This window comes from Listeria ivanovii subsp. ivanovii (assembly GCF_900187025.1).
GTDB classification, from domain to species: Bacteria; Bacillota; Bacilli; order Lactobacillales; family Listeriaceae; genus Listeria; species Listeria ivanovii.
This window is the reverse complement of sequence record NZ_LT906478.1, coordinates 2,147,023-2,168,915: the sequence shown is the minus strand read 5'-3', so window position 1 is coordinate 2,168,915 and position 21,893 is coordinate 2,147,023. Positions and strand designations below refer to the sequence as shown.

Below are 21,893 nucleotides of genomic sequence, written 5' to 3'. Positions count from 1 at the left end.
ATGTAGAGAAAATAATGGACGGGTGAGGTAATGGAATTCGAACGAGTGATGACAAGGGAAGAAGATACAAAACTACTCGCAAAGCAACTTGGAGAGAAACTTCAAGCAGGAGATGTGATTTTACTTGAAGGTGATCTGGGTGCTGGGAAAACTACTTTTACAAAAGGAATCGGCGAAGGCCTTTTAATTCCGCAAATGATTAAAAGTCCTACCTTTACGATTATCCGCGAATATAAAAAAGGGCGCTTACCACTTTACCATATGGATGTGTACCGACTGGAAGATGCTTCTCCTGATGAACTTGGTCTGGAGGAATATTTTTATGGCTTGGGGGTAAGTGTAGTTGAGTGGGCCCATTTTGTGCGTGAAGATTTACCGAGTGAGTACTTGGAAATTCGGCTTTTCCATATAGATGAGAATACACGTAAAATTGTGGCTAAACCTGTTGGTAAAAGATATGAACAACTTGCGATGGAGGTTTTTTGAGAAATGATACTGGGAATGGATACATCTTCTGATACGATGACAATAGCACTTTTTGCTGAGGGGGCTGTCATTGGGGAATATACAACAAATTTGAAGAAAAATCATAGTGTTCGTTTGTTACCTGCAATTGCGGATTTAATGAATGAATGTGGGGTAAAACCAGCTGATCTAGAGAAAATTGCTGTTGCCAAAGGACCTGGTTCTTATACTGGCTTAAGAATTGGTGTGACAGTAGCAAAAACAATGGCATGGGATGCGGGAATTCCAATTGTAGGGATTTCTTCTTTGAGACTTTTAGCTGAAAATGGGGTGTATTTTCCTGGGAAAGTAGTTGCTTTGATGGATGCGCGCCGGGGCAATGTTTATGCAGGGGTTTATCAAGCAAGTCAAGGTGAAATGAACCATGTCATAGCCGATAGCCATATTGCGTTGACAGATTTACTTGAAAAATTAAAACAAGACGGAGAAACAGAAGTAATATTATTTACTGGAACGCTGAATGAACAAATTTGCCTAACCATTACAGATATTCTTGGAGAACGGGCTATTTTTGCGAGTGCAGATTATACGTATTCACGTGCGAGTGCTCTCGTGAAGTTAGCGGATAAATTAGTCGGAGAGCCAGCAGATAATTTTATTCCTGATTATCTGAAACTTGCAGAAGCAGAGAGTAAGTGGCTAGAATCGAGGCGTTCTGAGTGAGTTTGGAAGAAGCTTTGTTGTTTAAAGAAGCGACAGTTGCAGACTTGAAAAGTATTATGAATGTTGAAAATGCTGCATTTACAGTACCATGGACGGAAGCTGCTTTTCGAAACGAGTTTATTATTAATCAATATGCGTATTATATTCTTGCAAGCTATAAAGAGAAAGTAGTTGGTTACGCAGGGATTTGGCTAGTGCTTGATGAGGGACATGTAACGAATATTGCGATTCATCCGGAATTTCAAGGAAACCATTATGGTGAGGCGCTTCTTCGTGAAATAATCCGAATAGCGAAAGAGCGCGGTATCATTCGGATAACACTAGAAGTTCGTGTGTCAAACAATGTAGCACAAAGTCTTTACAAAAAATTAGGATTTCAAGATGGCGCCATTCGGAAAAACTATTATCCGGATACGAAAGAAGATGCGCTAGTGATGTGGGTGGACTTATGAAAAAAAATACATTAATTCTTGGGATAGAATCAAGCTGTGATGAAACGGCTGCTTCTGTCGTGAAAAATGGGAATGAAATCATTTCAAGTGTGGTGGCTTCACAAATAGAAAGCCATAAACGTTTTGGCGGGGTAGTCCCTGAAATTGCGTCGAGACACCATGTGGAACAAATTACGCTTGTGATTGAAGAAGCACTGGAAAAAGCGAATGTAACGATGGATGATCTAAATGCGGTTGCTGTCACAGAGGGCCCAGGACTCGTTGGCGCGCTTTTAATTGGTGTGAATGCAGCTAAGACACTTGCTTTTATGCACAACTTACCGTTAATTGGGGTGCACCATATTGCGGGTCATATTTATGCTAATCGGTTTGAAACGGAAATGAAGTTTCCACTGTTAGCTTTAGTTGTTAGTGGAGGCCATACGGAGCTTGTTTTAATGCGTGATGAAAATAAATTTGAGATTATTGGCGAAACAAGAGACGATGCGGCTGGTGAAGCATATGACAAAGTAGCACGGACACTTGGTTTAGCTTATCCAGGTGGTGTACAAATTGATAAACTTGCAAAAGACGGCGAAGATACATTCCATTTTCCTAGAGCGATGATGGATGATGGTTCGTTTGATTTTAGTTTCAGTGGTTTGAAATCTTCTTTTATAAATACCTTGCATAATTTAAGACAACGCGGGGACGAGCCAAACCCGAATGATATGGCAGCAAGTTTTCAAGCGAGTGTGATTGATGTGTTAGTGACGAAAACGATTCTAGCTGCTAAAAAATATGAAGTAAACCAACTACTGCTTGCTGGTGGTGTAGCAGCCAATCAAGGTTTACGCGCACGGCTTATTCAAGAAGTCGAAATAGAACTTCCAGACACAGAATTAATCATTCCACCTCTTTCATTATGTGGGGACAATGCTGCGATGATTGCAGCCGCGGGAACAGTAAGCTTTTTACAAGGAAAACGTAGTCATTTGGAAATGAATGCAAATCCAGGACTATTATTAGAAGATATATAGAAACGAGTGCGGGCAATATTATCCCGCACTCGTTTTACATTGTTTTATTGATAAACTGGCGTACTTTTTCTTCATAAGTTTCTGGGGCCACAGTGTAAGCTTGACCATGTTCCGCACCTCTGACAATCCACTTTTCTTTATAGCTATTTGTTGCATCATAAAGCTCGTCTACCATATAAGTTGGAACAAACGCATCTTTGTTTCCGTGAATATAAAAAATCGGTAAATCGGTTTTTGCGACAGCTTTGATGGCACTAGCTTCACCAAAGTAAAAACCTTCCTTAACCTTGTTAATTAAGCTAGCTGTTTGGATAATTGGAAACTTTGGTAAATGGAACATGGCTTTCAGTTGGTAAGTAAGTTCCGCGTCCATGGATGTATAACCGCAATCCGCGATGACGCTTTTGACTTGTTTCGGTAGATCTTCGCCACTGGTCATTAAAACAGTAGAGCTGCCCATCGATACGCCATGAAGTGCGATTTTTTCGTCTTTCCCATTTTTATCAATGACTTGATTAATCCACTGGACATAATCTTTTCGTTCCGGCCAGCCAAAGCCAATATTTTTGCCTTCACTTTCCCCGTGTGCTCTTGCATCAGGCATTAAAACATTATAGCCAAACTTTTCATGATACATTTTTGCAAGACCAGCCATTTCGATCTTACCACTTTTCCCACGATAGCCGTGAGCAAGAATAATGGTTGTATTTGAAGGTTTATCGGCTTCTAAGTAATTAGCAACTAATTTCAAATTATCACTGGATTCTTCTGTCCAGCGAACGAGCTTTTGTTTTTGCATCCAAGCTTGATTTTCTTCGCGATTTTTCTTTGCGAGTTTAGCGGTATCGGTTGTTTGGTCGGTTGTTGGTGTGTCATTCATACTTGTATTATCACGAGCTAGTGCGTAGCTATATAAATAAAAACTTGCGCAAATGGTGATAATTAAAAGTAATCCTACTAAAATAGAACCAGAAATAATTAAAATCTTTTTCATTGTTTGCTCCTTTTTTATGCAGATTAGATTGATTCTAATTCTTCGCTTATTTTTTCCCACTCTTCCATTAGTTTTTCTACTAGTTCTTTTGCAGAATCTAATTTCCCAGTGATTTCAAGTGTTTTCTCATGATCTTGAAAGATTTCCGGTTTGGTTAACTCAAGTTCAAGTGAGGCGATGGTTGCATCTGTTTCTTCCATAAGTTGCTCGATTTCTTCCAGTTTGCGTTTTCTTTGACGGAGTAATTTTTGTTGTTCTTTTTCTTCTTGATAGTTTTGTTTTCTCGCCGAAGCAGTGGCAACTACTTCTTCGCCATTTCTTCTTCGGTCTTCGGCATCAAGGCGCGCGAGTTCTTTGATTTCAGCTAATTTTTCTTGATAATAGTCATAATCACCAAGGAAAACAGTTGCATTTTCTGGAGCAAGTTCGACTACTTTGGAAGCGATGCGGTTAATGAAATAACGATCATGCGAAACAAATAAAATTGTTCCTTCAAAATCAATTAAAGCAGCTTCCAAAACTTCTTTACTTTCAATGTCTAAATGGTTGGTAGGTTCATCAAGAATAAGTACATTTGCTTGAAGTAAAGTGAGCTTTGCGAGCGCGAGCCTAGCTTTTTCTCCCCCACTAAGCGATTGGACGTTTTTTAAGACATCATCATCGGAAAATAAAAAATTACCTAGTGTTGTACGGATATTTACTTCATTTAATTCAGGATAATCATCCCAAAGTTCCATTAAAACGGTTTTGTTAGATGTGAGTTTCGCTTGTTCTTGGTCGTAGTAACCAATTTTCACACCAGCACCAAAGTGGAATTCTCCACTAAGCGGCGGAATATCACGAATAAGTGTTTTTAGGAGTGTTGATTTACCAATCCCATTTGGACCAACGAGCGCAAGGCTATCTTGGCGTTTCATTTCAAAGGTAAGGTTAGAGGCGATTCGCTTATCTTTGGCGTAACCAATACTAAGCTTATCTACCATGAGAACATCTTTACCTGTTTGTTTTTCGAAATGAAAACCAAAATGAGCAGACTTTTCATCGCCTTGTGGGCGGCCTAGAACATCCATTTTTTCTAATTGTTTTCGTCTGCTTTGTGCTCGTTTCGTTGTGGAGGCACGGACTAAATTCCTTGCAACAAAATCTTCTAATTTAGCAATTTGCTTTTGCTGCTTATCAAACTCTTTCCACATTTGTTCTAATTTTGCTTGCTTTTGGCTGACAAAAGAACTGTAATTGCCTTTATAATGATCTATTTTCGTACGACTGATTTCATAAACTTGATTAACTATTTTATCAAGGAAATAACGGTCATGAGATACAATTAAAAGTGAACCATGGTAATTTTGCAAATAAGTTTCTAGCCATGATAATGTTTCGATATCTAAGTGGTTGGTAGGTTCATCCAGCACGAGAATATCTTGTTTTGCGAGCAGTAATTTAGCCAGTGCAAGCCGAGTTTTTTGCCCACCACTTAAAGAAGCAATTGCTACTTCATAATCGGCAGGGTAAAAGCGTAGGCCATTTAAAACGGAACGAATTTCTGCTTCATACGTATACCCGCCACTTTCTTTAAACGTATGTTGCAGCGTGTCATAATCTTTCATAAGAGCTTGATAATTTTCAGGATGATTATAAAGTTCTGGTTCACCGAGACGTATTTCCATATCACGCAAATCTTGTTCCATTTTTCTAAGGGCAGTAAAGACACCTAACATTTCATCCCAAATGGTTTTGGTAGATTCTAATCCGGTATTTTGAGCTAAGTAGCCAATTTCGACACTTTTGGGTTTGGAAATCATTCCACCATCATAGCTCATTTTTCCGGCAATAATTTTGAGTAATGTTGATTTTCCAGCACCGTTTCGACCTACTAAAGCTATACGGTCACCCGTTTTTACTTCTAATTTAATATTATCTAAAATAACTTCTGCACCGAAGAATTTAGAAATTTGCTGAACTTGTAATAAAATCATATTCTCTCTCCTCGAATGTTCTCCTTACTAGTTTATCTTAAAAGTTAAGTAATCGCAATGGAACAGACGGTTATTCTCTTATTCATTACTTTGTGAAAAGACTCGCATTATTTGTGATTTTAGCGTAGAATAGAAAAGAAGGAAAAGACTAGATATTTTGCAGGACAAAACTTTGCTCTAAAATCATGAGCAAAAAGTTTGTGCAATCCTTGTGAAATGTTTATAGTATATAAGCAAGCATGTGAAAGGAAGTACAGTTCACAAAAGCTTCAACTTCAGAAAAAATTTAAGAAGAAGGGACAGAAGGCATGATGGAGGAAACAACAAAAATTCCACAAGCGACAGCAAAACGCTTACCATTATATCATCGTTACTTGAAATACCTAGATGAGTCAGGTAAGGAACGAGTATCATCAGCAGAACTGAGTGAAGCTGTGAAAGTTGATTCAGCGACGATTCGACGTGATTTTTCATATTTTGGCGCATTAGGTAAAAAAGGATACGGATATAACGTTTCATACATTCTCGACTTTTTTAGCAAAACACTTAGTCAAGACAAACAGACAAATGTTGCATTAATTGGTGTTGGTAACCTTGGTACAGCATTATTACATTACAACTTCATGAAAAACAATAATATCAAAATCGTTGCCGCATTTGATGTGGATCCAGCGAAAGTAGGTAGTGTTCAACAAGATATTCCGATTTATCACTTAAATGATATGGAAGAAATTGTTCGTGAAAATGGTGTCGAAGTAGTCATTTTGACCGTTCCAGCTGACGAGGCACAAGTGACTGTAGACCGTTTAATCGAAGCAGATGTAAAAGGTATTTTAAACTTTACACCAGCTCGTATCAGCGTTCCAAAACAAGTTCGTGTACATCATATTGATCTTACAACAGAATTACAAACATTAATTTATTTCCTAGAAAACTATCCGGCGAAAACCGAATAAAAAAATCTGTAGAAGGTAAGTAAAAACTTGCTTTCTACAGATTTTTTTTGTGCCGTCTTTTAAGTCCAACAATAATCATTCCGATCCCGATACCAAAATCAATTATAGTTACAACAATTAATATATAAGCCATAATATCATAGCCATTTGCTATCACACGATCGATAGTAAAAAAGCAAAATACTAAACCAAGTGCAAGATAAAGGAAACTTTGCTTAATTAATGAATTTTTCATATCATCCTCCAATAAAACCTAAACTTACTAACAAAACAATCGTGTTCATTAAAATATGTGCTCCCATCGAAACCGAAATTCGTTTGGTTTTAGTATAAAGGAAACAAAGTATCAGCCCAATAACAAAATAAGTCAGTAAAAAGGAAATATCCCCATGAAGTAAGCCAAAAAATAGCGAACTAATAACCGCAGCGACATGAATATTCATCACATTACTTAAACCACCAAAAATTACTTTCCTAAAAACAAGTTCTTCTAAAATGGGTCCAAGAATAGAAATAAATAGTAAGAAAACCGGTGCTGCCTTTGTTAATTTAACAAGAAGTTCCGTATTTCCGGAGTCATCGATATTTCCGGAAATTAGTGAAATAATAATACTACAAATGATTTGCGCAGTGTATAAGCCAATTACACCGCCAATAACCCAAATAAAGCTATGAAATGGAGAAACTTTTTCTCCAAGAATGATTTTATTTCCCTCTGGCTTTTTATAAAGGAGAGCAAAAATAATGATAAGTGAAAGGATATTGGAAAAAATCGACCAAATAATCATACTATAGGCATTTGCATCCGCAGAAGAAATGGAAGTGGTGCTCACAAAAATATGATAAACAATCGGAATTCCAACTGATGCAGAAAAAAGTAATAATAAATAAACAAGAACAATCGTCATATAACGTTTAGCCAAAAAACGCATCTCCTCTACATAAATCAAATTCAGCTAAAAGTGCTTAAAATAAACAGAAATAACTCTCCTTATTGTACAAGTTATCTAACCCTAGCGCAAATAAGAATTCTCTCATTTTTGAACGTTTATACTTGCATTTTTTGTCAGGTTTGGTATCATAATAACTGTATTAGCACTCTAACATGTCGAGTGCTAAAATGAAATTTCAACTATATCAGAGGAGGTCATTTACATTGTTAAAACCATTAGGAGATCGTGTTGTAATTGAGGTACTGGAAGCAGAGGAAAAAACAGCAAGTGGTATTGTATTACCAGACTCTGCCAAAGAAAAGCCACAATCAGGTAAAATTATTGCAGTTGGTTCAGGTCGTATTCTTGAAAACGGAACAAAAGAACCACTTGAAGTAGTCGAAGGTGACACAGTTATTTTTGCAAAATACTCTGGAACTGAAGTGACATATGAAGGCACGGACTACTTGATTTTACGTGAAAGTGACATTTTAGCAATTACCAAATAATGAAACTTAAATAATCGGAGGGAAATATAAAATGGCAAAAGATATTAAATTTAGTGAAGATGCTCGTCGCGCCATGTTACGTGGTGTGGACCAATTAGCAAACGCAGTAAAAGTAACGCTTGGCCCAAAAGGTCGTAATGTTGTTTTAGAGAAGAAATTTGGTTCTCCGTTAATTACTAATGACGGTGTAACTATTGCAAAAGAAATTGAATTAGAAGACCCATTTGAAAACATGGGAGCAAAACTTGTATCAGAAGTTGCTTCTAAAACCAATGATGTTGCCGGAGACGGAACTACAACAGCTACCGTTTTAGCACAAGCAATGATTCAAGAAGGCTTGAAAAACGTCACTGCAGGAGCAAACCCAGTAGGCATTCGCCGCGGTATCGAAAAAGCCGTAGCAACTGCTATTGAAGAACTAAAAACAATCTCTAAACCAATCAAAGGCAAAGAATCGATTGCACAAGTTGCAGCCATCTCTTCTGGTGATGAAGAAGTGGGTAAATTAATCGCTGAAGCAATGGAACGTGTTGGTAACGACGGTGTTATCACTATTGAAGAATCCAAAGGTTTTGCAACGGAATTAGATGTAGTAGAAGGTATGCAATTTGACCGCGGCTACACTAGCCCTTACATGGTAACTGATTCTGACAAAATGGAAGCAGTTCTTGAAAAACCATATATTTTAATTACTGATAAAAAAATCAACAACATCCAAGAAATCTTACCAGTTTTAGAACAAGTAGTACAACAAGGTCGCCCAATGTTAATTATTGCTGAAGATGTTGAAGGCGAAGCACAAGCAACTCTTTTATTAAACAAACTTCGTGGCACATTTAACGTGGTAGCAGTAAAAGCACCTGGTTTCGGCGATCGTCGTAAAGCAATGCTAGAAGATGTAGCTATTTTAACTGGTGGACAAGTAATCACGGAAGATTTAGGTCTAGAACTTAAAACAGCTTCCATTGAACAACTTGGAACTGCTAACAAAGTAGTTGTAACAAAAGATGATACTACTATTGTAGAAGGAGCAGGCGATTCCACACAAATTAGCGCTCGCGTGAACCAAATCCGCGCGCAAATGGAAGAAACTACTTCTGAATTCGATAAAGAAAAATTACAAGAACGTTTAGCAAAACTTGCAGGTGGAGTAGCAGTTGTTAAAGTAGGTGCTGCAACTGAAACAGAACTTAAAGAACGTAAATTACGTATTGAAGATGCGCTTAACTCGACTCGTGCAGCTGTAGAAGAAGGTATTGTAGCTGGTGGTGGTACAGCACTTGTAAATATTTACAATAAAGTAGCTGAACTAGAAGCGGAAGGAGACGTAGAAACAGGTATTAACATTGTTCTTCGTTCCCTAGAAGAACCAGTTCGTCAAATCGCACATAACGCTGGACTTGAAGGTTCCGTTATCGTGGAACGCTTGAAACACGAAGCAGTTGGCATTGGTTTCAACGCAGCAAACGGCGAATGGGTAAACATGATTGACGCTGGTATTGTGGATCCAACAAAAGTAACTCGTTCCGCATTACAAAATGCTTCATCTGTTGCGGCCCTTCTATTAACTACCGAAGCAGTTGTAGCAGATAAACCAGACGAAAATGGTCCAGCAGCTGTTCCTGACATGGGAATGGGCGGCATGGGCGGTATGATGTAATATCGTTATATAAATGACTATAAATAACCAATTGATGAGGTTTTTGAGAGACAAATTTAAGTTCTGTCCCACTCTTGCCCCACTTTTGTAAAGTTTGTATTCAAATAAGAGGGCTTTGGAAATTTCTAGTATCTTTTCAGAGCTCTCTTTTTATACTATTGGGAAGATGGATTTTCTTTTCTTTTGTTATTCGCGTACAATTATTTTTAACTTATTTTGATATGTCCTTCTATTGCTTGAAGTAAATTGAATTTTGAGATAAAGGTTTTGAAAAAAATAAGAGGGGTAATAAATGGTCACAAGGGTAAGTATAGAGATAATGCTTAAAACTACCCTTTCATTACTTAAAATTATTATAAAGAGGAGTGTGGATGGTGAAAAAAGATTTTTGGTTAAAAAGTTTGGTAGTTGCACTAATCGTTATCGGTGGAATATGGATTGGTTCAAGCCAAGGGATGAAGGTAGAAGCTGCAAATATTTCGAAAGATGAAGCTATCAATAAAATTTTTCCAAATGCTAATTTAGCAGAAGAGATAAAAAAGGAACTTGGGAAAACAAGTGTAACAGATGTAGTGACACAAAACGAACTGGACACGATTACTTCAATAAGTGGCTCAGGGGTAGACACTATTGAAGGAATGCAATATTTAAACAATCTTACATTTATAGTTTTTAATAAGGATAATATAAGTGATCTTAGCCCTTTAGCTGGATTGACTAAAATGAAACACATAATGTTAGCATACAATAAGATAAAAGATATTAGTCCATTGGCGAATATGACGGATTTAGAATATTTGAGTATACCAGGGAATCAGATTAGTGATATAAGCTCACTCTTGAACTTGACTAAGCTAAATCATGTAGAACTTGAGAATAACCAAATAAGTGACATAAGTGTATTAGCTAATTTAACAGATATAGACTATCTCACATTGGCTACCAATCAGATTAGCGATATAAGTGCAGTAGGTAATTTAACGAAGCTAACATACTTAACTGCGCGAAAAAATAAGATAAAAGATATTAGTGCACTGGCCAATTTAACTAACTTAGGCCTTTTAAATGTATCTAAAAACCAGATAAGTGAAGTAAGTGCATTATCTAATTTGAAGGAAATAACTATTTTAGATATAGATCATAATCAGATAAGTGATGTAAGTCCAATAGCCTCGATGGATAAACTTCGCAATCTCGTCATATCTGACAACCAAATAACCGATGCCAGTCCGCTTGCAAGTTTACCACAACTTACTTCGTTAGTTATGTCTAATAATCAAATAACAGATATAAGCGCATTTGGTGGAAAAAATCAATTAATTAATTTAGAAGCATCGAATCAGATGTATACTAATAAACCAATAGATTATCAAACAGATATAGCGATTCCAAATATAGTAAAAGATATCACAGGAGACTTAATCGAACCAACGACAATTAGTAATAACGGTAAATATAGTAGTCCTGATATATTTTGGAACTTAAGCAAATTCGTCAAAGAAGTTCATTACACATTTAATAAGGTTGAAACAGTTGGAAATACAAATATCGAATATAGCGGAACTATCAAACAGCCAATAGCTCCAGTATATTATACGGTTCATTACTTTGTAGATGGGAAAGAAACGACAGAAAAAGTACAAATTGATTCCTTACTAAAAGAGCCAAAAACACCAACAAAAGAAGGTTATATTTTTAAAGGCTGGTATGATGAAAAAACAGGCGGGAAGAAATGGAACTTTAAAAAAGATGTAATGCCCGCAAATGATTTAAACTTATATGCACAATTCAGTAAAAAAGCTAGTAGCGCTGGGAGCGAGGGAACGGACGGGAATAGTGGCAACAATGGAAATAATGGTGTATCCAATAACCAAGCTACGGGTGAAAAAGTAACGTTTGCTGCAACCAATACGAGCACTTCTAATAGTATGCTTCCAACAACGGGAGATAGCGACAATACCATATATACTTTGTTAGGACTATTCTTAGTAGGAACTGGATTTATGTTCTTTAAAAGGAATCGTGCCGAGAGCAGGGAGGAGAAATGAATAAGATTTTCTAGTTAAAGAGTATCATCGTAGTATTACTAGTAATAGGTAATACTGCTTAGATTAATGCAATTCATGGAACTAAAGTAGAAGCTGCCCATATTACCCAGCCTATGCCAATTAATCAAATACTTCCAGATACAACTTTAGCAGAAGTAATGAAAAAAGATGGTATGATGCAAAAACGGGTGGAAAAGAATGAAACTTTAGCGTAGATACAATGTCAGCAAGGGAATAAATGGGATTTCACGAAAGATAAAATGCCATCAAAAAATATTGTTTTGCACGCATAGTTCGCTGAAAATCATGTAACATCAGCTTAGCAATCTATAAATACAGGTAGGAGTGACATCGCTAACAAGAGAATCACAAAACATCACTACCATAAATACTAATGGTGGTTATAAGCTTTATGAGAATTCTTCCAAAGATACACTCCCGAGAGCGGGAGATAAAGGTAACACTTGGTATGTATTGGGAGCTTTGTTACTAGTAGCGATAACGCTTATAGTTATTAAAAGGCACAAAACAAATATGGATTTTGGAACGAAAAAGTAATCGAAAATAGTTTCGTGGATAAAAGCAAAGTCATACTCTAAGAATTTATTTGAAATTCCAGCATAATTTGTCAAAGTTTCATGAAAAAATTAGAGGAGGAATTTTTATGTGTACGTCAATAACTTATACAACTAGAGATCATTATTTTGGAAGGAATTTTGATTATGAACTTTCGTATAATGAGGTTCTAGTAGTCACGCCGAAAAATTTCCCGTTCCATTTTCGTAAGGTAGAGAATATGAAACAACACTATGCATTAATTGGTATTGCTTCTGTGATGGAGAACTATCCTTTATATTACGATGCTACAAATGAAAAAGGCCTTAGTATGGCAGGTTTAAACTTTTCTGGAAATGCCGACTATAAGGAGATGGTGGAAGGAAAAGATAATGTGACGCCGTTTGAATTTATCCCGTGGATTTTAGGGCAATGTGCCACTGTTAAAGAAGCAAGGGTATTACTTGAGAAAATTAATCTAGTCAATATTAGTTTTAGTGATAATTTACCGCTTGCGTCTTTACATTGGTTGATGGCAGATCAAACAGAATCTATCGTGATTGAATCTGTGAAAGATGGTCTACACATATATGATAATCCGGTAGGTGTTTTAACGAATAACCCACCATTTAATTATCAACTATTTAATTTAAATAATTACCGAGTGCTTTCAAGTAAAACACCAGAAAACCATTTTTCAAAAAAGCTTGAGTTAGATCCTTATAGTCGAGGAATGGGGGGGATGGGACTCCCAGGTGATTTATCATCAATGTCTCGTTTTGTTAAAGTTGCTTTCACAAAATTAAATTCCATTTCTGGAAATTCCGAATCCGAAAGTATTAGCCAATTTTTCCATATTTTAGGATCTGTTGAACAACAAAAAGGTCTTTGTGACGTTGGCGGAGAAAAATATGAACATACGATTTATTCATCTTGTTGTAACATGGATAAAGGCATTTATTATTACAAAACGTATGATAATAGCCAAATTACTGGCATAGATATGCACCGAGAAAATTTGGAAAGCGAAGAACTAGTTATTTATCCGCTCATTAATAGCCAGCAAGTGAATTGGGTCAATAAATAACGGTTTGTTAGCAGATTTACTACAAGCGAAAATAAATGTATGCTTTCATTGTATGGAAAAACTGGTATGGTTGTAAAGGAAAAGAAGAGCTAAATTACTGATTATTTGTGGATAAAAAAAGCTATCAGAAATGCCAATGACTGTCAAAGTTATTGGCATTTTGTTATTTCTATAGAGAAAATGCGAATTAATTAAATAACCATCGCTTTATTTATTAGATGATTAAAAAAGAAACAAATGTGCATTTATAGCCAAAGATGATGTTGCATTTGTTCGTAAATGAGTGAAATCCAGGGGAGTTGTTTCCATTAGCTCCAAAAAATGAAATCTCAATGGAAAACAATGAAAAGAAAGTAACGGTTTTAAGTGAATTGATAATCTGTAATAATGGAGCATTGCTTGTTATAGGTTTTCCTGTAACAAAAACCAATTCTTGTCACACCCCCAACAACTTTGGGACCAAAAAACGTGTAAGTAACTCCTGTCTCCTTGTTATAATAAAAGAAAAGGAGATGCGCTTGTTATGAGAGAAAATTCCATTATCGGTCGAATTATTGCATTTTTAGCAATTTGTTTTGCTTTTTTTAATCCGAAAACAGTGACTTATTGGCTGGGAGTACGCGTGGATTCAGGGCCAGCTTGGTATCTTACAACAGTTGTTGCATGCGGTATTGCGGTGTATGTACTCATCGATTTAGTGAAAAAAATAAAACAAAGAAAAACAGCAAAATAATCTATTTCATGGTATACTACTAAAAAACGACTAGGAGCAAACCATGAACTGGACACGCATAAGTAGTATAATAATCGTTGGTTTTACAGCAATTGGAGCAATTTATGGTGGGTTATCATTTATTTTTACACCAAGTGGAGATTTATTATCCCTTTCGACAGGATTACTCGAAGGTTCCCCATTTGTAGATTATTTAATACCAGGAATATTTTTATTTGTCTTTGTAGGTTTATTCCATTTAGCAGCACTCATTTATTTACTAAAAAAATTACCACGAACGAAAGAAGTCATGTTTGCAGCAGCGCTAGTGCTTGCTGTTTGGATGATTGTGCAATTATTTATTATCGGCTATGTATTTATTTTACAACCAATCTTTTTAGCTATCGCAATAGTAGAGATGATTTTGGCCGTGCAAATAAAAAAACAACAGAAAAAAGGAATCAACGTCTGAAAATTAGATGTTGATTCCTTTTTGATTATTTCTGTTGTTCTTTTAATAAGTCGCGAATTTCTTTTAAGTATTCCTCAGTTGGAGGGACAGGCGTTTCTTCCATAGGTTGCTCTTTTTTCTTAATAAAACTAGTAAGTATTTTGACGAAAAGGAAAATAGCAAAAGCGATGATGATAAAGTCAACAATGGATTGAATGAAAGCACCATACTGGATGACTGATTTACCAACTTTAATACTTAAGTCACTGAAATCAAGTCCTCCGAGTAAAACACCGACAAACGGCATGATAATATTGTCTACTAATGATGTTACGATTTTTCCAAATGCAGCCCCAATAACGACAGCTACAGCCAAGTCAAGCACGTTCCCTTTTAAAGCGAAATCTCTAAATTCTATTAACATTTTTTTCATAAAATTCACCTCCCATCTACTTAGTATAAAACATCTAAGGTTGATGTGAAAGTAAGTGAACTTATTTCAAAATTAAACTTCCTATGTAAAGGGTTGGAGCCATTAGTGCATAGCCAATCAAAATAAAGGTCACTACTCGAAACCAAAAAGAATCGAGAATAGTTGGTTTCCATTTAGCTAATAAGGCTTGTAGTGCCATCGTGATAATTGTAACAAAAGCGAACATAAAAAATAATTCCACATAACGTAGCAAGTTAAAAACCTCCTTTTCCTTTACTATGACACAAATAGGGTTTCATTTGCAATTAAAAATGAGCCGATTATTTCCATTCAATTCGCGCACGTGATAAGTTAAAAAGAGTAAAAGCGCATGTTATCACAAAGGAGTCGCAAATGAAATTTTTAAAAAAGGGTATTTTTCTTTTCATTCTTATATACCTACTGATTGTACCAATAGAGCTTGTATCGGCACATGCTTATTTGGAAAACGCGAACCCAGCTGATCAATCCCATATCCAAACGGCACCGGAAAAAGTAACGCTTGTTTTTAATGAAGAAATTGAAGCGGACTTTCCCTTAATAGAAGTAAAAAATTCTAAGGGGGAGCAGGTGGAAACTGGTAAGACTACCGTGTCCAAACAGAATAATCATATCGTTGAAAGTGCTTTGCCAAAGGACTTAAAACCAGATGTATACGCTGTTTCTTGGCGGGTTGTTTCAGCAGATGGACATGCAGTATCAGGCGTAATTTCCTTTAAATTAGGAGATACAAAAGCTAGTTTTCAGGAAACGGCAGCTCCTGTTAGCGGTGCAGACTTGCCAATTAGTTCCATTCAAAAAGCACTGCTATACATAGGATTTTCTTTGTTTATTGGGTTGCTTGTTTTGGGTTTCGGCTTATACCCGAGAAATGAACCAATGACTAAGAAAATAGTTCAGCGCCTAAAAAAACTAACAATAGTAGCGCTTATTCTACTTGGATTAGCAATTATCCTGCAAGTTTTTGTCCAAACAAGCATTACAACAGGCGTATCAATTACAGCCAGTCTTCAGCCCGTGAATCTATTCGCTTTTTTAACAGAAACAAAAACGGGTTATCTTTGGATTAGCGAATTTATCGTTTGGGCTATTCTCTTCCTATTTACGATAATAATGTTTGCCAAAGAAAAACAGTGGAGCTGGTTGGCTCTTCTGACCGAGAGTGTTTTGGTAGCGTATCTTATCTTCACAAAAGCACAAAATGGACACGCAGCTGCTAGTGCCGATAAAGTAATAAGCATTACAGCGGATATTTTGCATATGGTTGCCGCGAGTGTTTGGGTTGGAGGTATCATCGTTCTTTTATTCGTACTCCCACGCTCAAATAAAGCCAAGCAAGTTTGGAGCAGGTTCGCAGTAATTGCAACCATCGCAGTCGCCTCCATTTTGGCAAGTGGCTTGCTGATGGCTGTCATGAATATCGGACAAATGAAAAGTTTATTTACAACTAACTATGGTAAATTACTTCTTTTCAAAATTGCTTTGTTTTTATTGATGGCCTTACTCGGTTTGGCGCATTATATTTATTTAAAACTCAAAAAAGAAAAACTTCCTTTTAAAACCATTATGCTAGAACTTGTGATTGGAACGGTCATTCTGATTGTGGCAAGTGCTTTAACAAATGTGCAAACGCCACCTCCAGCTGCTCCGAAAACCTATGATGAGACGATAATCGCACAAGGGGAAAAAGCAAAAATTAATTTGAAAATTGCACCAGCTACTGTAGGACAAAACCAATTCATTGTTACTTTCCTTACAGAGAGCGGCGCAGTAAAAACAGACTTACAACAAGTGACAATAACTACTAAATCAGTAAAAACAGATGAAAAAGCTACGTTTCAAGCAAAACTTGTCAATGAGAACCAATATTTTGCAGAAGGTCTCTATATTAATCAAACTGGAAATTGGGAAGTGGAAGTCCACGGCTTAACGAAAGATTTCGCCGATATCGACCAAACATTCAATATTAATATTAAACAGTAAAGGGGAAAAGCAATGAAAAAAATCATCAGTTCATTTATTATTTTGTTAGCTGTTTTATTCGTACCATTTCAAGCAAGTGCACATGTCTCTGTATTTCCAAGCGAATCCACTGTAGCAGCATGGGAAACCTATACGATGAAAGTCCCTTCTGAAAAAGCTGTTGCTTCTAAAAAAATCGTTCTAAAAATACCGAAAGATACTTCTTTTGAATCATATGAACCTGTTCAAGGATGGAAAACAACGATTGATAAGAAAAATAATACAGTTACGTGGCAAACAGAAGGGAATGGGATCGAACAAGGACAATTCCAACGCTTCAGTTTTATTGCTAAAAATCCAAGTGAAACAGGAGACATCGCATGGAACGCCTATCAATACTATGAAGATGGTTCGATTGTCGAATGGGTTGGCGCAGAAGATTCTGAAACCCCTCATGCAACAACGAAAATAATTAAAGAATCCACGAAAACTTCTGCTGGATCTCACGGAGAAGTAATCGCTGGCGCTGAAAATACATCTAGTGATAGTAGTGCAACAAATGATGATAAAATTCTATTATGGACAGCACTTGCAATTAGTGTTCTTGCATTAATCACCGGTATTCTCGCTATTTTAAATCGAAAAAAATAGCATCAAAGGAGTTTAACACATGGAACGAAAAATAGTACATTTAGCAGTTGGAAAGCCAAAAGAATTAACTTTGGGAAATAACAAGCAAATGGTGACAGGAATTGAAAAAAAATCTGTTGATGTGGCCTATTTAACAATGACTGGTTTTGAAAATGATGCCCCACATAATTTAAAATATCACGGAGGATTAGACAGGACTGTATGTATTTATCCAGTGGAGCATTATCAAAAATGGGAAAAAATGTTTGGTGAGAAGTTGCAAATGAGTGCTTTTGGTGAAAACTTGATTGTGACCAATATGTTGGAAGAAGAGGTCCAAATTGGCGATAAGTTCCAAATTGGTGAAGTAGTTATTCAAGTTACAGAAGCAAGAAATCCATGTAGTACAATTGAAAAATTCAATGCCATCCCTAACCTTTATAAAGCAATTCGAGAAACTGGATTTACTGGCTACTTGTGTCGAACGATTACACCAGGAGAAATAAAACAACAGGATAAAATAAAACAAATTCACCAAGAAAGCCACGGGGTTACAGTAGCAATTTGCCATGATAAAGTGTTGCATAAACACGGTACAAAAAAGGATTTATTACAAATTCTCTCAGTAGAATCCTTATCTGATCGTTACCGCGAGCAAGTAGATAAATTACTTAAAAAATAAAATGAGCTAAGTCTTTCAAAAGAGAGACTTGGCTCATTTGTTTAAATTGGGTATGAAAAAGGTGCGGTATGGCTCTTTTTTTCTTCTATTGATAAATTTTTCATCTTAATCGCTTCTCTCAAACATTAACATATCTTTGTTACGCAAATAAATGTCGGTACTCAGCATAGCCTTCTTTTTCTAAATCCTCTACTGGGACAAAACCTAAGGCAGCAGAATTGATGCAATAACGCATACCACCGCTTTCTTTTGGGTGACCGCGAAAATACAATGCCCTAAATGGGAATCAGCTTCCATAGAGCGGACTTCTGTTCGTCTCATGCCATGACTAGAATCAAATGCTTTATGGATTTCTTCTTCATCATTTGATTTAGTAAAACTTGGCCAACCACAGTTGGAATCATATTGATCTTTGGAAGAGAAAAGTAGCTTTTTCTACCCCTTTATTAGTCAACTTAACCACCTCTTCCTTCTTTGTATAGATGGTAATGCCAATATTAATTATACCAAAATAACGCTTTCATCAAGTGACAATCTAATGAATTTTACTGAAAAAGAGCTTGAAATATGTTTAAATTACACGTTTTTCGTTTTAGATGTTTAAATAAAATTAAAGCTGACTCGTTTCTGAGACGGAGAGCAGTGCGTTTTGACAAATTAATACAGTAGTCTAACTACTACTTCTTTTTTTGAACACGAATAAATGAAAGACGTTTCAAATAAAAAGAGTGAGGTATACACTTAAAGATACAAAAATTATTTCGAGAGGGGAAACAGACATGTCCAAAGAGATATTACCGAAAGAGGCAACAAGCTTTACTAAAGAGGTTAATAATGCTGTGAAAGATGCTCTACCCTTTGAAAATACGAAAGATTTTGAAGATGCAAAAAAAGGCTTTATCGGAACGTGGGATAAAGTGGAAGTAACAGATGAAAATGGAAAACGAATTTGGAGTCTAGATGATTATCAATTTATCGGAGACGGGGATGCACCAGATTCTGTTAACCCAAGTTTGTGGCGTATTTCGCAACTTAATATGACGAATGGTTTATTTAAAGTAACGGAACGTGTCTATCAAGTTCGTGGTTACGACATGGCTAATACAACTATCATGGAAGGGGATACGGGGCTTATTATTACTGATACGTTAACTTCTGTTGAAACTGCTCGTGCAGCATTAGAACTTTATTATGAGCATCGTCCCAAAAAACCAATTAAAGCAATTATCTATACGCACTCGCACGGTGATCACTATGGTGGTGTAGCTGGACTTGTTAGTAAAGAAGATGTGGCTTCTGGAAAAGTTGCCTTAATTGGACCAGAAGGATTCATGGAACATGCCGTAAGTGAAAATGTTTTTGCAGGAAATGCAATGGTTCGTCGTGCAGAATATATGTATGGAAGCCGCTTATCTCGTAGTGAACTAGGTCAAGTAGATGCTGGATTAGGGAAAACACTTTCTACAGGTCATATGTCACTCATTGCACCAAATGATACCATTACTTTTGATCATGAAAAACGTACAGTAGATGGTATTGAAATAGAGTTCCTAATGGCACCAAATACAGAAGCACCATCAGAACATTTAATGTACTTTCCGCAATTTAAATTAATCAATATCGCTGAAGATGCAGTACATAATCTGCATAATATCTTAACGCTTCGTGGCGCACAAATCCGTGATGCCTATGCGTGGTGGAAAGATATTGATAAAGCGATTCGCGCATTCGGGGATAAATATGCGATATGTATCGGTCAGCATCACTGGCCAACTTGGGGCAACGAAGAAATCAATGATATGCTAATTCATCAACGTGATGCCTATAAATATATGCATGACCAAACGTTGCATTTTATCAATAAAGGTTTAACTGCGACTGAAGTAGCTGAAGCAGTCAAATTTCCACCATCTTTAGAAGAAAAATGGTATGTAAGAGGCTATTATGGAACATTAAATCATGACGTAAAAGCTATCTATCAATTCTATCTTGGTTGGTACGACGGAAATCCAGCAAATCTTTATCCACTACCCCCAGAAGAAGTTGCTAAAAAGTATGTTGAATTTATGGGCGGCGTGGATGAGGTCTTGAAAAAGGCTCGTGTATCCTATGAAGCAGGAGAGTACCGCTGGGTTGCTGAAGTGGTAAAACATGCGGTATTCGCGGACGATAAAAGTGAAGAAGCAAGAGGGTTATTGGCAGATGCTTTGGAACAATTAGGCTATCAATCTGAGTCTGCTTCATGGCGGAATGTGTATTTAGCTTCAGCATATGAACTCCGTAATTCTCTTCCAACAGAGGTTCTTAATACGGTAACACTGGATGTGGTAGAAGGTATGCCGTTTGACTTGGTTCTAGACTATATGGGCATTCGCTTAAATGGTGAAAAAGCTATCGATAAACGAGTTTCTATGAACTGGAAATTGACTGACACAGAAGAAAAATATAATGTATTACTAAATAATTCTGTGCTAACATATCGAGATGCAGAAGAAGATGCTAATGCCGACGTAGTTTTAACTACAACTAGAGATACTTTTAATCATATTTTTGGTGGTGTGAAAACATTTAAAGAGGCATTTGCTGATCAAAGCATTAAACTAGAAGGGAATGCTGAGAAATTTGATGAATTTGCTTCCTTGCTAGATGAGTTTAACCCCGTATTCAATATTGTTACACCTTAAAAATAGCTATGTTTCTGAATAAAAGAGGAAATAATAAGCACTTCCAATCAAAATTAAGTAAAATTAATTTGACTGGAGGTGTTTTTCTATGAGGGGAAATGTAGCCTATCCGATTGAATGGGGAACATAAGATAAGCTAATTGTGAATAGGGATTTAACTGTCTATACTTTAAATTCGATTCTTACCACTCGTATTCGTAAGGAAATTTATAATGATTAAACGATGTGTAACACAAATAGGTTGTATAAGGGGATGGTACTATTGCAGGAAGAAATAATAAAGGAAATGATTGCTGAACTGGATCGAGGCAAATTAGAAGATAGTTGGATACGAAAAGAAAATTTCCACCGAAATGAGGTTGTTAAAAAGGAGCAATGTATCAATGAGTTTATTATCGTTTTAGAAGGAGTGCTTCATATCGAAAATAAAAATTTTCATATTCTTCACTTTTTTTCAATGGAGATGTAGTAAATCAACAACTTGCAAAAATTAATGCAGATAATGAGCTGAATTTAATTTGTGATACAGAAGTACTACTAGTGCACATTGACAGGGAGTATTTTTTGAATTTTGCGACAAACAAAACAGATTATCTCCATTGGCTTATCGAAGCAACTTTAAATAATAACAAAAACTTGTATAGTGAACTAATCAAATATGAATTATCAGCAGAGGAACGAATTATATATTCTTTACAACATATTTGTGATAATTCAAACATAAATGGCGAACAACAAAAGATTCCCAGTTACATGCATAAAATGAAACTAGCAAAATACGCTGGTGTATTTTGCACGGTATTATATGAAAAATTACCGTTATTGATTAAAAAGAATAAGTTAGAAGAAAGAAATGGTGCCCTCTATTTAAAGAAAAGTAAGGAATAATCTAGAAGCATTTCTTGTTGTATTCGGAAGAAATGG

General features: G+C 36.2%; 25 protein-coding genes and 1 pseudogene. 19 read left to right on the top strand and 7 right to left on the bottom strand.

Features of this window, described 5'->3' with window-relative positions:
• Nucleotides 1-30: 30 nt before the first annotated feature.
• From tsaE to tsaD, 4 genes are read left to right on the top strand one after another with little or no spacing between them, the layout of a single operon-like run.
• Nucleotides 31-486 carry a tRNA (adenosine(37)-N6)-threonylcarbamoyltransferase complex ATPase subunit type 1 TsaE gene (tsaE, locus tag CKV67_RS10700; RefSeq protein WP_014093410.1) on the top strand — a complete coding sequence of 152 codons (456 nt, stop codon included), beginning with the start codon at nucleotides 31-33 and terminating at the stop codon, nucleotides 484-486.
• Between the two features lie 3 nt (nucleotides 487-489).
• Nucleotides 490-1,188, top strand: a complete 699-nt coding sequence (tsaB, locus tag CKV67_RS10695) for a tRNA (adenosine(37)-N6)-threonylcarbamoyltransferase complex dimerization subunit type 1 TsaB (protein ID WP_014093409.1) — start codon at nucleotides 490-492, stop codon at nucleotides 1,186-1,188.
• Nucleotides 1,185-1,640: a ribosomal protein S18-alanine N-acetyltransferase gene (rimI, locus tag CKV67_RS10690; RefSeq protein ID WP_014093408.1), complete on the top strand. Its 456-nt coding sequence runs from the start codon at nucleotides 1,185-1,187 to the stop codon at nucleotides 1,638-1,640. Before tsaB ends, rimI begins: the two co-directional genes overlap by 4 nt.
• Nucleotides 1,637-2,659, top strand: a complete 1,023-nt coding sequence (tsaD, locus tag CKV67_RS10685; RefSeq protein ID WP_025280033.1) for a tRNA (adenosine(37)-N6)-threonylcarbamoyltransferase complex transferase subunit TsaD — start codon at nucleotides 1,637-1,639, stop codon at nucleotides 2,657-2,659. The genes rimI and tsaD overlap by 4 nt, the downstream gene beginning before the upstream one ends.
• Nucleotides 2,660-2,693: 34 nt before the next feature.
• On the opposite strand, the gene CKV67_RS10680 is transcribed toward tsaD, so the two are convergent.
• Both CKV67_RS10680 and CKV67_RS10675 read right to left on the bottom strand, forming a co-directional pair.
• Nucleotides 2,694-3,653, bottom strand: a complete 960-nt coding sequence (locus tag CKV67_RS10680) for an alpha/beta hydrolase (protein WP_014093406.1) — start codon at nucleotides 3,651-3,653, stop codon at nucleotides 2,694-2,696.
• Nucleotides 3,654-3,676: 23 nt separating this feature from the next.
• Nucleotides 3,677-5,629: an ABC-F family ATP-binding cassette domain-containing protein gene (locus CKV67_RS10675; protein WP_025280032.1), complete on the bottom strand. Its 1,953-nt coding sequence runs from the start codon at nucleotides 5,627-5,629 to the stop codon at nucleotides 3,677-3,679.
• 308 nt (nucleotides 5,630-5,937) lie between these two features.
• Here CKV67_RS10675 and CKV67_RS10670 point away from each other — a divergent pair, with 308 nt between their 5' ends.
• Nucleotides 5,938-6,585, top strand: a complete 648-nt coding sequence (locus tag CKV67_RS10670) for a redox-sensing transcriptional repressor Rex (RefSeq protein ID WP_003722329.1) — start codon at nucleotides 5,938-5,940, stop codon at nucleotides 6,583-6,585.
• A gap of 34 nt (nucleotides 6,586-6,619) precedes the next feature.
• Here the strand turns inward: CKV67_RS10670 and CKV67_RS10665 are convergent, their stop codons facing one another.
• Complete coding sequence (locus CKV67_RS10665) at nucleotides 6,620-6,820, bottom strand: DUF4305 domain-containing protein (protein ID WP_014093404.1); 201 nt, start codon at nucleotides 6,818-6,820, stop codon at nucleotides 6,620-6,622.
• A 1-nt stretch (nucleotide 6,821) separates the two neighbouring features.
• Nucleotides 6,822-7,508, bottom strand: a complete 687-nt coding sequence (locus tag CKV67_RS10660; protein ID WP_014093403.1) for a CPBP family intramembrane glutamic endopeptidase — start codon at nucleotides 7,506-7,508, stop codon at nucleotides 6,822-6,824.
• A gap of 233 nt (nucleotides 7,509-7,741) precedes the next feature.
• On the opposite strand from CKV67_RS10660, the gene groES reads away from it, so the two are divergent.
• From groES to CKV67_RS10620, 8 genes are all read left to right on the top strand, one after another.
• Complete coding sequence (groES, locus tag CKV67_RS10655; RefSeq protein WP_003748874.1) at nucleotides 7,742-8,026, top strand: co-chaperone GroES; 285 nt, start codon at nucleotides 7,742-7,744, stop codon at nucleotides 8,024-8,026.
• A 31-nt stretch (nucleotides 8,027-8,057) separates the two neighbouring features.
• Complete coding sequence (gene groL / locus CKV67_RS10650; protein WP_025280031.1) at nucleotides 8,058-9,686, top strand: chaperonin GroEL; 1,629 nt, start codon at nucleotides 8,058-8,060, stop codon at nucleotides 9,684-9,686.
• Nucleotides 9,687-10,060: 374 nt separating this feature from the next.
• Complete coding sequence (locus CKV67_RS10645) at nucleotides 10,061-11,734, top strand: leucine-rich repeat domain-containing protein (protein ID WP_158422990.1); 1,674 nt, start codon at nucleotides 10,061-10,063, stop codon at nucleotides 11,732-11,734.
• A 62-nt stretch (nucleotides 11,735-11,796) separates the two neighbouring features.
• Nucleotides 11,797-11,949, top strand: a complete 153-nt coding sequence (locus CKV67_RS14640; RefSeq protein ID WP_309147457.1) for an internalin N-terminal domain-containing protein — start codon at nucleotides 11,797-11,799, stop codon at nucleotides 11,947-11,949.
• A gap of 130 nt (nucleotides 11,950-12,079) precedes the next feature.
• Nucleotides 12,080-12,292 carry an LPXTG cell wall anchor domain-containing protein gene (locus tag CKV67_RS15015; RefSeq protein WP_157737117.1) on the top strand — a complete coding sequence of 71 codons (213 nt, stop codon included), beginning with the start codon at nucleotides 12,080-12,082 and terminating at the stop codon, nucleotides 12,290-12,292.
• A gap of 106 nt (nucleotides 12,293-12,398) precedes the next feature.
• Nucleotides 12,399-13,376, top strand: coding sequence for a choloylglycine hydrolase (gene bsh / locus CKV67_RS10635; RefSeq protein WP_014093400.1), 978 nt, complete (start codon nucleotides 12,399-12,401; stop codon nucleotides 13,374-13,376).
• A 523-nt stretch (nucleotides 13,377-13,899) separates the two neighbouring features.
• Nucleotides 13,900-14,109, top strand: a complete 210-nt coding sequence (locus CKV67_RS10625) for a hypothetical protein (protein WP_014093399.1) — start codon at nucleotides 13,900-13,902, stop codon at nucleotides 14,107-14,109.
• Between the two features lie 43 nt (nucleotides 14,110-14,152).
• Nucleotides 14,153-14,560: a hypothetical protein gene (locus CKV67_RS10620; protein ID WP_014093398.1), complete on the top strand. Its 408-nt coding sequence runs from the start codon at nucleotides 14,153-14,155 to the stop codon at nucleotides 14,558-14,560.
• A gap of 25 nt (nucleotides 14,561-14,585) precedes the next feature.
• On the opposite strand, the gene mscL is transcribed toward CKV67_RS10620, so the two are convergent.
• Together mscL and CKV67_RS10610 are read right to left on the bottom strand one after the other, a co-directional pair.
• Complete coding sequence (gene mscL / locus CKV67_RS10615; protein ID WP_014093397.1) at nucleotides 14,586-14,972, bottom strand: large conductance mechanosensitive channel protein MscL; 387 nt, start codon at nucleotides 14,970-14,972, stop codon at nucleotides 14,586-14,588.
• Between the two features lie 61 nt (nucleotides 14,973-15,033).
• A complete protein-coding gene (locus CKV67_RS10610; RefSeq protein WP_014093396.1) occupies nucleotides 15,034-15,225 on the bottom strand; it encodes a hypothetical protein in 192 nt (63 codons plus the stop codon).
• A 140-nt stretch (nucleotides 15,226-15,365) separates the two neighbouring features.
• Between CKV67_RS10610 and CKV67_RS10605 the strand changes: the two genes are divergently transcribed.
• From CKV67_RS10605 to CKV67_RS10595, 3 genes are read left to right on the top strand one after another with little or no spacing between them, the layout of a single operon-like run.
• Entirely contained in the window at nucleotides 15,366-16,994 is a 1,629-nt protein-coding gene (locus CKV67_RS10605) for a copper resistance CopC/CopD family protein (protein WP_025280029.1), read from the top strand.
• Nucleotides 16,995-17,006: 12 nt separating this feature from the next.
• The gene (locus CKV67_RS10600; RefSeq protein WP_014093394.1) at nucleotides 17,007-17,624 is read left to right on the top strand and encodes a YcnI family copper-binding membrane protein; all 618 of its coding nucleotides are present in this window, start codon (nucleotides 17,007-17,009) and stop codon (nucleotides 17,622-17,624) included.
• Between the two features lie 19 nt (nucleotides 17,625-17,643).
• Complete coding sequence (locus CKV67_RS10595; protein ID WP_014093393.1) at nucleotides 17,644-18,285, top strand: MOSC domain-containing protein; 642 nt, start codon at nucleotides 17,644-17,646, stop codon at nucleotides 18,283-18,285.
• A 139-nt stretch (nucleotides 18,286-18,424) separates the two neighbouring features.
• Here the strand turns inward: CKV67_RS10595 and msrB are convergent.
• A pseudogene (msrB, locus tag CKV67_RS10590) lies at nucleotides 18,425-18,717 on the bottom strand (peptide-methionine (R)-S-oxide reductase MsrB); the annotation flags it as partial.
• 347 nt (nucleotides 18,718-19,064) lie between these two features.
• Between msrB and CKV67_RS10585 the strand changes: the two are divergent.
• From CKV67_RS10585 to CKV67_RS15005, 3 genes are all read left to right on the top strand, one after another.
• Nucleotides 19,065-20,969, top strand: a complete 1,905-nt coding sequence (locus tag CKV67_RS10585; protein ID WP_014093392.1) for an alkyl/aryl-sulfatase — start codon at nucleotides 19,065-19,067, stop codon at nucleotides 20,967-20,969.
• Between the two features lie 262 nt (nucleotides 20,970-21,231).
• Nucleotides 21,232-21,438, top strand: a complete 207-nt coding sequence (locus CKV67_RS15010) for a hypothetical protein (RefSeq protein ID WP_309147402.1) — start codon at nucleotides 21,232-21,234, stop codon at nucleotides 21,436-21,438.
• Nucleotides 21,439-21,533: 95 nt separating this feature from the next.
• On the top strand, nucleotides 21,534-21,857 hold the full coding sequence (locus CKV67_RS15005; RefSeq protein WP_369931476.1) for a hypothetical protein: 324 nt from the start codon (nucleotides 21,534-21,536) through the stop codon (nucleotides 21,855-21,857).
• Nucleotides 21,858-21,893: the final 36 nt, after the last annotated feature.